Source organism: Tamlana sp. I1, assembly GCF_015355625.1.
GTDB lineage: Bacteria > Bacteroidota > Bacteroidia > Flavobacteriales > Flavobacteriaceae > Pseudotamlana.
Map to the genome: position 1 here is coordinate 241,236 of NZ_JACLAF010000005.1, position 11,330 is coordinate 252,565.

General features: G+C 33.5%; 9 protein-coding genes. 7 read left to right on the top strand and 2 right to left on the bottom strand.

Annotated elements, in window-relative coordinates; genetic code table 11:
- The first annotated feature begins 52 nt into the window (after positions 1 to 52).
- From H6X70_RS06285 to H6X70_RS06295, 3 genes are all read left to right on the top strand, one after another.
- Positions 53 to 454, top strand: a complete 402-nt coding sequence (locus H6X70_RS06285) for an HYC_CC_PP family protein (RefSeq protein WP_194766819.1) — start codon at positions 53 to 55, stop codon at positions 452 to 454.
- Positions 455 to 573: 119 nt separating this feature from the next.
- A complete protein-coding gene (locus tag H6X70_RS06290; RefSeq protein WP_194766820.1) occupies positions 574 to 2,820 on the top strand; it encodes a TonB-dependent receptor in 2,247 nt (748 codons plus the stop codon).
- Positions 2,821 to 2,929: 109 nt separating this feature from the next.
- Positions 2,930 to 3,304: a heavy-metal-associated domain-containing protein gene (locus H6X70_RS06295; protein ID WP_194766821.1), complete on the top strand. Its 375-nt coding sequence runs from the start codon at positions 2,930 to 2,932 to the stop codon at positions 3,302 to 3,304.
- A 596-nt stretch (positions 3,305 to 3,900) separates the two neighbouring features.
- Here H6X70_RS06295 and H6X70_RS06300 read toward each other — a convergent pair.
- Together H6X70_RS06300 and H6X70_RS06305 are read right to left on the bottom strand one after the other, a co-directional pair.
- Positions 3,901 to 4,746, bottom strand: a complete 846-nt coding sequence (locus H6X70_RS06300) for a helix-turn-helix transcriptional regulator (RefSeq protein WP_194766822.1) — start codon at positions 4,744 to 4,746, stop codon at positions 3,901 to 3,903.
- Positions 4,739 to 5,125, bottom strand: coding sequence for a hypothetical protein (locus tag H6X70_RS06305; protein ID WP_194766823.1), 387 nt, complete (start codon positions 5,123 to 5,125; stop codon positions 4,739 to 4,741). Before H6X70_RS06305 ends, H6X70_RS06300 begins: the two co-directional genes overlap by 8 nt.
- Positions 5,126 to 5,574: 449 nt before the next feature.
- Here H6X70_RS06305 and H6X70_RS06310 point away from each other — a divergent pair, with 449 nt between their 5' ends.
- The 4 genes from H6X70_RS06310 to H6X70_RS06325 all read left to right on the top strand — a co-directional run bounded on the left by H6X70_RS06310 (position 5,575) and on the right by H6X70_RS06325 (position 11,040).
- Positions 5,575 to 7,959 carry a TonB-dependent receptor gene (locus H6X70_RS06310; RefSeq protein WP_194766824.1) on the top strand — a complete coding sequence of 795 codons (2,385 nt, stop codon included), beginning with the start codon at positions 5,575 to 5,577 and terminating at the stop codon, positions 7,957 to 7,959.
- 30 nt (positions 7,960 to 7,989) lie between these two features.
- Positions 7,990 to 9,210, top strand: a complete 1,221-nt coding sequence (locus H6X70_RS06315) for a DUF4374 domain-containing protein (RefSeq protein WP_194766825.1) — start codon at positions 7,990 to 7,992, stop codon at positions 9,208 to 9,210.
- Between the two features lie 84 nt (positions 9,211 to 9,294).
- Positions 9,295 to 10,479: a PepSY-associated TM helix domain-containing protein gene (locus H6X70_RS06320; RefSeq protein ID WP_194766826.1), complete on the top strand. Its 1,185-nt coding sequence runs from the start codon at positions 9,295 to 9,297 to the stop codon at positions 10,477 to 10,479.
- 162 nt (positions 10,480 to 10,641) lie between these two features.
- Positions 10,642 to 11,040: a hypothetical protein gene (locus H6X70_RS06325; RefSeq protein WP_194766827.1), complete on the top strand. Its 399-nt coding sequence runs from the start codon at positions 10,642 to 10,644 to the stop codon at positions 11,038 to 11,040.
- Positions 11,041 to 11,330 lie beyond the last annotated feature (290 nt).

An 11,330-nucleotide genomic window follows, 5' to 3' on the forward strand; every position in this document is an offset into this window, starting at 1 on the left:
AAACCCAAATTAAAACGCGTGTTTTATAGGTTCTATTTTGTAATATTGCAACGTGCTAAAACAACTATTATATAAAGTTTTTACAAGTTTGCTTGCGTTACTTGTATTGTTTTCAACGGTTTCTTTTACCATTGAAAAGCATTTTTGTGGCGATGTTTTGGTTGATGTTAGTGTTTTTACTGAAGCTGATAAGTGCGAATTAGAGTCTTTAGAAGTGCTTCTTAAGAAAACTTGTTGTAAAGATGAAATTAATGTTGTTAAAGGGCAGGATGAACTCAATGTTTCTTCGTTTGACGATTTAGATTTTCAGCAACAGCAATTTCTTTACGCCTTTACCTATGCTAATATTTTTGGTTTTGAAAGTTTAGAAAAACATCATATTCCACATAAAAATTATTCTCCACCAAGCTTGGTTGCCGATATTCAGGTGCTAGACCAAGTTTTCATCATTTGATTTTTTTTACTCCTGAATACTCAGGAATCTTATCCTTAATTAAGTTACGTCTGTTTTGTAATCCTGTTTTTTTGCAGGAATTTCAAACGGATGAATAAAAAAATCAAATAAAAACACCTATGAAACATATAATGTATCTGCTTTTTTTATGGCCAGCAATTTTACTGTCGCAAGAAAAAATTGAAGGGGTTATTTTAGAAGCAAATAACGAAAATAAAACACTGGTTTTGCCAGGAGCCAATGTGTATTGGTTGCATACTACGGTGGGCGCAGTGACCGATATTGATGGTAAATTTAGTCTACCTTATAAAACAGAATACAAAAAAATGGTTGTAAGTTATGTTGGCTTTAAAACCGACACCATCACCATAAATAAAGTTAAACCAATTAGGCATACGCTACAACCAACCGATAATTTAGATGCTGTTACTGTGAAGGTAAGAAAGCAAGCCACGGCAAAATCGTACATGAAAGCTGCCAATACATTTACAGTGACTCATGATGAATTATTGCGAGCTGCTTGCTGTAATCTTGCCGAAAGTTTTGAAACAAATCCCTCTATCGATGTTAATTTTTCCGATGCAGTAACAGGCACGCGTCAAATAAAAATGTTAGGACTTACAAGTCCGTATATTTTAATTGCTACCGAAAATATTCCTTCAATTCGTGGGGCTTCTCAGGCTTTCGGGTTGAGCTTTATTCCGGGTACTTGGGTAGAGAGTATTCAAATAACCAAAGGCGCAGGAAGTGTTACCAATGGTTTTGAAAGTATTGCGGGGCAAATAAATGCCGAACTGGTAAAGCCTGCAACCGATAATAAATACTTTGTAAATTTTTATGCTGGGTCTAACGAGCGTTTCGAAATTAATACCCACATCAATACAAAAGTGAGCGAAAAATGGGATACAGGTTTGTATTTACACGGCAACTCGCACCAAGCTGAACACGATGTAAATAACGACGGCTTTTTGGATATGCCAAAATACAATCAAATAAATGTCATGAACCGTTGGCAATACACCAATCCTGAAAAAGGCCTTGTAAGTTTTATAAATTTAAAGTTTTTAAATGACGAAAAACAAGCTGGGCAAGTAGCTTTTGTGCCTCAAACCGATAAACTAACTACGAATGCTTGGGGTAGTGAAATAGATACACAACGTTATGAGATTTCAGGGAAATTAGGTTATGTAAATCCTGAAATTCCTTACCAAAGTATTGGTGTTCAAACGGCTTTTAGCAACCATAAACAGGAGTCGTATTTTGGTTTAAATCAATATAATATCACTCAAAATAGCTTGTATACAAGTGCTATCTATAATTCTATAATTAGCGATTCTCGACATAAAATTAAAACCGGGTTAAGTTATACCTACGATCATTATGATGAGTTTCTCGATGCTAAAAATCTAGATTCAGATTATGAACGCACAGAACATGCTATTGGTGCTTTTTTTGAATACAATTTTGATAATTTAGATAAGCTGAATTTAACAGCAGGCATTCGCATAGATCATCACAATTTATTAGGCACGTTTATCACGCCAAGATTTCATGCGAAATATACGCCTTGGGAAAAATCGGCGATACGTATGTCTTTCGGTCGTGGCAAACGTAGTGCTAATATTTTTGCCGAAAACCAAAACATGTTTGCAACTTCTAGAACTTTTAATATTCAAAATTCAAACGGTGCTATTTATGGTTTAGATCCTGAAATTGCTTGGAATTATGGTGTTTCTTATTTGCAAGGATTTAATTTGTTTGGAAGAAAAGCGGATATTACTATTGATTTTTACAAAACCGATTTTACAAATCAAGTGGTGGTCGATTATGAAAATCCTTTAGAAGTCAATTTTTATAATCTAAAAGGAAAAAGTTTTGCCAATAGTTTTCAAACGGAACTAAATTATAATGTTTTTAATCATTTCGATTTAAGATTGGCTTATAAATATTACGAGGTTAAAACGCAGTATGAATCTGGTTTGTTAGATAAACCTTTAGTGCCCAAACACCGTTTGTTTGGTAATGTTTCTTATGAAACCAATTTGCAAGAGCAGGGGCAGCAGTGGAAGTTTAATGCAACCTATAATTGGTTAGGCGAACAGCGTTTTTCATCAACAGCAAGTAATCCTGTAGCCTATCAGCTTCCGGAATATACGCCTACTGTGGCAACTTTAAATGCTCAAATAACGCGTGTGTTTTCGCCAACTTTTGAACTATATTTAGGAGGTGAAAACATTACGAATGTAAGGCAACCTAACCCTGTTTTATCGGCAAACGATCCTTTTGGAGCAAATTTTGATACTACTTTTGTTTACGGTCCCATATTTGGAAGCCTATATTATGCAGGATTTAGAATAAAATTATAAATTCCAACGAAGCTGAGAATCTCAAGAAATAATCAACAAAAGGTGAACGAAATCTGAAAAATGATTCAGAAAAAAAATAAAAGAAGATAAAAAATTAAAGATTAAAATTATGAAAAAAGTATTATTAGGATTGTTATTATTTGTAGGGTTTGCAACCTACGCACAAAACAAAAATGCCAAAGCTAGTTTGGAAGTTGATGGGGTTTGTTTAATGTGTAAATCTAGAATTGAAAAAGCGTGTTTAAAAACCAAGGGTGTAAAATCGGCGGTTTGGAATGTTAAAACACACGAATTGAAATTAATTTATGATGCACGTAAAACAGATGTTGCGACTATCGAATCAAGTATTCTAGCTGTTGGCCATGATACTGAAGCCTTAAAAGCTACCGATGAAGCTTACGCAAGCGTGCATCCGTGTTGTAGGTATCGCGATGAAGCTGTGCAAGACGATCATAAAGTTGAAGAGGAAGAACATCAACATTAAAATTATTGAAAACCATTTATAAACAACTTTTAGTATTTATGATATTGAAAGTTGTTTTTTGTTTATATGAGTGGTTGTTTAATGTTTTACAGGTTAAACTAAAAACCTTATTTGGATTTAGCTTTTAAATAAAATCTTAAATTTTGCTACTTTTTAAACAGGTTTCTATTTTATTTACTGAGCAATTATTTTTTACTTCTAAGTCATTAGTGCTAGTAATGGGAGGGCTAATTTTATTAAATACCCCTTTAACTGGCCATTCACCGAAACATACTTTAAGGAAGTTTTTCATTTGTATTAATTTTTAAGCAGGATGATTTTTTTTCAATCGTTATAAATACAATGTATTTATGGGTTGATTTAATTACAGTTCAAAAATATTGCTGCTAGTTAATTAAAAAAAAGAAAATGGGAGACTTATGGGAGACAGTATGTTTTTGTGAGCTTTGTAAAACTTAAAACATGGTATTTCAAAGGGTGTGTTTCTATCGGAGTTTTTATTAAAAGCCTCAATAATATAGATGCAATCTACTGTTTGTTAGCAGTTTATGTTTGGGGTGTTTAGGTTGAATTGTTATCTGTATTCTTTGAAAAAATTAACTTTCAATCGTGAAAATATATTGTCTTAAAAATTCATCAGGTTTTAATTCAAGTCGTATTCGCAAGCGTTGTATGGCTTTTTTTACTCCAGCCATGGATACTCCTGTAAATAAACATATTTCCGAATTATTGAATCCCATTTTTATAAACGCAGCCAACCTTAGGTCGTTATTGGTTAATTTAGGATTTATGGCTAGTAATTTATTGAAGAATAAAGGGTGTACTTCTTCAAAATGTGCTTTAAATAATAAAAAGTTGTATTCTCTACTTAAATTTTCAGAAATGGTTTTGTCTATTGTTTTTAGCTTTTCCTTGGTTTCTGTATTTGCTATACGACTTACCTCTTTAATTTGCTTTTGAATGGATTCTAAACATTCATTCTTCGTGTCAAGAATTTGGTAGTTAGCCGATAAAATTCGATTTAATTGATTCGTCTTTATAAGGGCATTATTTAATTTTCGATAGCACTTTATTGAAGCAAAAATTAAATGAATTAGAGATGTTTTATCGTTTTTGTTGATGCAAATGTAATCTTCATGCCAAGAGGTGGTTGCATCTGTTTTAACATCGGTTAATACTATAATTGGAAGTTCAGTATTTGTGTTTTGTGTTTTAAAATTAGAAAGATCGTCTTGCCAATTAGGGTATGTTGTACTATCAATAATAATTGTTTCAGGAATGATTTCCCAAGCATTTGGTTCTTGAGGAATTTCAGTAACTACTTTAGTTTTTATATCATAATCTGAAAGCGCATCAATCAATGCTAAGTTTTTATCTGCAGTAATAAATACTAATGTTATCGTTTTAGAATCGCCTGCATCTAGTGCATCAAAATCAATCATCTAACAAATATTTTAAAGCAACCTCTTTATCTGTGAAAAATTTAATTTTACTTCCTGTATGGCTTATGTAAATTTTCATTAAAAGTGACACTATACCCATCGACCCAATTACAACCGATCTTTTTAGTTTGGGTTGTACTTGTTTTCCTAGTTTTTTTATAACTCTTATAGCTTTGGGACTAGCTGTCGAATTTTTTAAATATACCATGGCTCTTACTGATTTATCTGGCCTTTTCATGGCTTCCATTACAGAATCTTCAACAAGCTGAATAAACTTTTTTTCATCATTTAAACCTGTAAAATCTATAAAAATATACTCTATATTATTTACATGTTTCCAAATTGGTAATCGGGAATCCGTTAGTGTTTTGTCTTTCATTATTATTCAATCAAGAGAATCTATTTGCTGTTTTTCGTTTTAAACAACATGCATTTTATAAAATAAAATTTAATCAGCATTGAAAAAGCGGCATGTTTAGCGCATGTATAGAGTGTTTTTAAATATTCCGCTCGTTATTTCTGGGTTAAAATTACTAATTCTTTCAATTTTGGTGGTCATTTTGTTTGGCTTTTAATTGGATTATTATGATAAAGCACTAGTTCTATCCAAAAAATAAATATAAATAAAGCATGTAAAAACAGAGGCTCTTTTGTAAGTAACTACAGTGTTGTTTGTAAGGTAATTATTCTGAAACAGAGCTATTTAATTAAATTTCAAAACATCTATTTAGATTTATTATAAATAATTTGCGAGTATTGAAATGAGGGTTTACATTTGCGGTCGAAAAATTATTTATAATTAGTTTAAATAAAGATTTAGGTTTAAGGATGAAGCAACTTTTGGTAGTTATACTAATTTGGGGTACATGGTTTACACAGTCGGTTTGGTCTCAAGATAAAAAAAGTGGCAACTTTCAAGGAACGGTTACTACAGAAAATAAGGCCCCATTGATAGGCGTCGATGTTGTACTGTTGCAAACCGGAATTGGGAGTATTACAAATGCCGAAGGGGGGTACAAAATTCAAAATTTACCAGAAGGAACCTATACCGTACAATTTAGTTATATAGGCTTTGTGACCCAAAAAATTACGGTTACTATAAAAGCCAATGAAACTGTAACTGAAAACATAAGTTTAACTGAAGATGTTACACAAATTGACGAAGTGACAATAAGAGGCCGCTCTAAAGTCCAAACTGTAGAGCGACAACCATATACTGTAAAGGCGGTTTCAGCAAAACCGTTTTATAATTTGTCTACCGATGTTCAAAGCGTTTTAGGTCGTGTAGAGGGAGTGAAAATTAGGGAAGAAGGTGGTTTAGGATCGAATTCTGAATTTTCATTATTTGGTTTTTCAGGGAATCAGATTAAGTTTTTTATCGATGGGATTCCTATGGATAATTACGGATCGTCTTTAGGTTTAAACACCATTCCTGTTACAGCTATTGATCGTATCGAAGTCTACAACGGCGTTGTGCCAGTGTATTTAGGTACTGATGCTTTGGGGGGTGCGGTAAACATCATCACGAAACAAAATAATAACTTTTTGGATGTAGCTTATACTTTCGGATCGTTTAACACACATCGAGCTGCGGTAAATGGCGCATATACCAATTTGAAAACAGGGTTTACGCTTCGAGGAAATTTCAATTTTAATTATTCCGATAATAATTATGAGGTATTAGCCGATATTACTGATGCCAATGGAAATATTGAAGATACACAATGGGTAGAGCGTTTTCATGATCGTTATAAATCTGGTATGGCAAAAATGGAAGCCGGATTTGTAAATAAAACTTTTGCCGATCAGCTATTAATTGGGCTTACTGCGGCTAAAGATGAAAACGATGTGCAAACCGGAGCAACAATGGAAACGGTTTATGGCGCTATAGAACAAAACAGCGAATCGTTAATTTCAACTTTAAAATACAGTAAAGCAGATTTGTTTACTGAAGGTTTAGATGCGAGTTTCTATGCCGCGTATAATGTTACAAGAACCTTTAATTTAGATACTTTAACGGGTGTGCGCTATAATTGGTTAGGCGACCGTATTTACACGGGTAATACTGAAGGGGAGCAAGGGGATAGAAATGATGAAACTATGTCCGATAACGAAGCTACAACGCAATTCAACTTAGGGTATCAATTAAACGATACGCATACGGTTTCGTTTAATCATGCTTTTCAATATTTTAATCGAGATGTAAACGATATTTTAAATCCGGATAAAATTGAAAACCAATTTCCAAGGTCTTATTACAAAAATAATTTAGGCCTTTCGTATACCGTGTCACCTAACGATAAATGGAATGCTACTTTATTTGGGAAAGGTTATTTTTTAAAGGTTGAAACTAGTAAGCAGTATGATTTTGGAACAGGAGACTCACGAATTGATGCTTATGAAAATTCACAAAACTCATTCGGTTACGGAGTAGCGACCACCTATTTTATACTAAAAAATCTTCAAATAAAAGCCTCCTACGAGCATACCTACAGAATGCCTACGCCAGAAGAAGTATTTGGTGATAACCTGTTTGTAACCGCTAATCCGGAGTTAGGGCCTGAACAAAGCAATAATTTTAATGCAAATGCCAAATGGGAATTTGAGCCAGCAGAGAAGCATTATGTGCAATTGGACGGGAGTTTTATTTATAGAAATGCTTCCGATTTAATATATCAACGTGTCACAGTGGCAAGTCCGCAAACGAGTTATGCAAATTTAGCCGAGGTAAGAACAATTGGTTATGCTGGAACCCTTAATTACTCCTTTAAAGATTGGTTGCGTTTAGGTGCTAATGTTACTTATCAGGATATTACAGATCAGGCCGATTTTGTTTATAACGATTATTCTGGTCAACAACCTAATTTTCAGAAAGGATTTCGTATTCCAAATATTCCGTATTTATTCGGAAACTTAAATGCTGGTTTACAATTTAACGATGTGTTTACTGAAGATTCTAATTTAAGCGTAAACTATTTCTTCAATTATATTAAGGAATACTACTTAAGTTGGGCAGAGTATGGATCTAAAGATACCAAGAAAATTATTCCAGAGCAATCGTCTCACGATTTAGCAGTGAGTTATAGTCTTAAAAATGGCAAATACAATATTTCCTTAGAATGTAAAAATTTTACAGATCAGATGTTGTTCGACCAATACAAACTACAAAAACCAGGTCGTGCCTTTTATTTAAAATTACGATACGCATTATAATAACAATTAATAATTTAATATTTAAATACAATGAAAATAACAAGAAAAATAACAGCTTGGAGTTTAGGTCTTATGGCAGCCGTGTCTATCATGTCTTGTAGCTCGGATGATAATGACGATAATTCAGGAAATCCAGATATTACCCAAAAACCTTATGTTTTATCTTTAGCTATTCAAGGTAGTGAAGGCGGATTTACCTACTATACCATACCTTTTGAAAACGTGATGGAAGGCTCGCTAACAGCAGTTGGAGAAGGTATAGATCAACCAGGTTATTACGATTTTACTAAAGTAGATAACACGCTTTATAGTATTGGAGGGTTAGACAATACCGATGTATCGGCAATTAGTCAGAATGAAGATCAAACACTTTCTACAGAAGGAAATGTGTCTTTAAGTGAAAGTATTCGTGATTTGGTAAAAGCTGACGATGAAACTTTAATTTCAGCATCAATTGCCGAGGGCGCAGTAACCTTTCGTTTGTTTGATGCCAACACTGTAAGTATTACAGAAACTATTGCTAAACCTACTAGCGACTTACATGCAGCAACAGATGCTAATCCATCGTTTTCTGGGATGCGTGTCGTAGGCGATCACGTATTTTTAAGTTATTATATGAGTAACCCAGATACATGGGCAACTAATTATACAGACCAAGCTCAGGTAGCGGTATATTCTTATCCAGAATTAGAATTCGAAAAAGTGATTACAGACGACCGCGTTGGACCACTTGGAGGATTTAATATTAAATCTGGTTTAGAAGTTGATGAAGATGGAAACATTTATGCCATTTCGCACTCTAATCCAGCTAATGGATACAGTCAATCTACTAAACCTGCTGGAATTTTAAAAATTAATGCAGGAGAAACAGAGTTCGATCAATCATATTTCTTCGATGTTGAAGACGCTACAGGAGGAAATAACGTATCGCATTTAAAATATTTAGGTAACGGAAAAGCATTTGTAGAAGTAAATACAGCAGCAAGAGCAGAGCAGGGTACTTGGTCTGATAGTCCTTTGCGTTCTGCAGTCGTAAACCTAAATGACGAAACTGTTAACTATATAGCTGGGGTGCCAGTACATAATGGAAATGGTCGTCGTTTAGCTGCTTTACATGACGGTAACTATGTGTATTTATGTATTCCAGAGGAAGGCGGTATTTATGTATATAGAATGGATGTAGACAATTATACATCTACTAAAGGTGCTGAGGTACAAGCTAATTTTGTAGCAGGGTTTTTCAAATTCTAAAATAAACAATTAAGTAACACCTACTGGCTACGGTTAGAAACCTAGTTAGTAGGTGTTTTTTATCTTTCTATGATCCTTTTTTAAATGAATAAAAAGCAAAAAAATCCAAGTAAATTAAGACGGTTAAATGATTGGCTTCACCTTTGGTTGGGGTTAATATCTGGTATCGTAGTATTTATTGTAAGTATTACAGGATGCTTTTATGCTTTTAAGCAGGAAATTAAAGATGTTTTAGAGCCTTGGCGTTTTGTAGAGGTTCAAAACAAAACTTATGTACCACCGAGTCAGTTGCTAGATACAGCAGCCGTGTATATGCCTAACGCGAAACCAACAGGTTTAACATATGCCAATGTTGATGGTGCGGCCGCAGTTGGTTTTGGTGGAATGGAAAACGGGAAGCGTACTTTCTCTGTAGTTTTTATGAACCCTTACACAGGTGAGTTTTTAAAAAAACAACAAACCATGGGGGGAAGTGAATTTGACTTTTTTAGATTTATAATTAACGGCCATAGAGCACTTTGGTTGCCTTATAATATTGGTCGTCCTATAGTTGGCGTTTGTACTTTAGTATTTTTATTATTACTAATTACAGGACTGGTCATGTGGTGGCCAAAGAACTGGAAAAAAGGGAATCGCGATAAGAGTTTTAAAATTAAATGGAAGGCCAAATTTAAGCGCCTAAATTATGATTTACATAATGTGCTTGGTTTCTATTCCTTATTATTCGGTTTAATTTTAGGTATTACAGGATTGGTTTGGAGTTTTCAATGGTTCGATCAAGCTGTATATTTTGTGGCTTCTGGAGGAGAAATAAAAGAGATGGGACATCATCATCCGCATTCCGATTTAGCGAATAAAGATCTAGTCTGGAACGACAGTATTTCACCTATGGATAAGGCCTTGTACAAAACATTAGAGATTGATAAGCGTGTGGCAGGAATTTATTTAACGCCGATTTTAGAGGACGAGGACGATCCAATAGAAATTACCGTGTATCACGATGTAGGGACGTGGTACGACCATAACGAGTATTTTTATGATAGATACACGCTGGAGCCTTTAGAACAAAAAGGCAGTAAGTTTTCTGAAGCTTCTTTCGCCGATCGTTTGTCCATGATGAATTACGATATTCATATTGGTTCTATTTTTGGCTTTGCAGGAAAGATTTTTGCGTTTCTAATTAGTTTGGTTTGTGCTAGTTTACCTGTTACCGGATTCTTAGTTTGGTACGGACGAAAGTTTAAGAAACAAAAAAAGGTTGTCTCCTAAAGACCTTTTTATGTAGTGTTTGAAAAGTATATTAGAGCTGTATTTATTCTAGAATACATTTTTACATTTAACTTCACTGTTAATTTTGGTCAACTAAACAGTGTTGATTTACCATATAAAACATAGTAATATAAGTTGTCTTACTTTCACTATTTTTGATTTATGAAAACGAACATCATAAACTTAGTATTTTTAGCCTTTATTACAATTGGTTTTGCTTCTGAAGGATTACTTTTTAATCTGAAAAATTTCAACCCTACTGTACATGTTCAAATTACTCAAGATGCATCAACTACTGAAGCCTTAAAATCTCGTTTTGAAGCTATTCAAAATACTTTCAAAACGCAGCAGCATTTGTTTTCCACTAAGCAAATTTCAGAATCAAAATACTTAAGGCAATTAAAAAAGCTACGTAAAAAGGAATTAAAACTTTTTAAGGCTGTTAAAAAGCATGAATTTAAAGCAAATGAAATGACCGACTATAATTTCTGGCATCAGGGTGTTTTAAAATTTCCAACACAAATCGAGCAAGAGCTGTTGCAATATGCTTCAAGACCATAGTGTTTTTACATCACGGTTTTCTTCAAAAGGATAAGTGGACTATTTCTTTAAAGGTCGATATCTTATAAAATTTATTTGATGTTAAGTTCGCATTGCAGGAAGTAGAACTTATAGCATTTATATAGGCGCATTCAGAATTTAGCTTAATTACATAATAATCAAATATAAAAACCAAAAATTGATTAAATATCAGTCTTGGTTTTTTGTTTTTTTATTAAAATCTTGATGCATTAGAGTTTTTAGGTGCTAATTGAACATAGGTATCCCTGTGAAGTCTTTAAAACAACTAA

Excerpts from the sequence above, each read along its gene's own strand:
- H6X70_RS06305 (WP_194766823.1), bottom strand. The coding sequence starts at position 5,125 with ATGAAAGACAAAACACTAACGGATTCCCGATTACCAATTTGGAAACAT.
- H6X70_RS06300 (WP_194766822.1), bottom strand. The coding sequence starts at position 4,746 with ATGATTGATTTTGATGCACTAGATGCAGGCGATTCTAAAACGATAACA.
- H6X70_RS06315 (WP_194766825.1), top strand. The coding sequence starts at position 7,990 with ATGAAAATAACAAGAAAAATAACAGCTTGGAGTTTAGGTCTTATGGCA.
- H6X70_RS06325 (WP_194766827.1), top strand. The coding sequence starts at position 10,642 with ATGAAAACGAACATCATAAACTTAGTATTTTTAGCCTTTATTACAATT.
- H6X70_RS06290 (WP_194766820.1), top strand. The coding sequence starts at position 574 with ATGAAACATATAATGTATCTGCTTTTTTTATGGCCAGCAATTTTACTG.
- H6X70_RS06320 (WP_194766826.1), top strand. The coding sequence starts at position 9,295 with ATGAATAAAAAGCAAAAAAATCCAAGTAAATTAAGACGGTTAAATGAT.
- H6X70_RS06295 (WP_194766821.1), top strand. The coding sequence starts at position 2,930 with ATGAAAAAAGTATTATTAGGATTGTTATTATTTGTAGGGTTTGCAACC.
- H6X70_RS06310 (WP_194766824.1), top strand. The coding sequence starts at position 5,575 with ATGAAGCAACTTTTGGTAGTTATACTAATTTGGGGTACATGGTTTACA.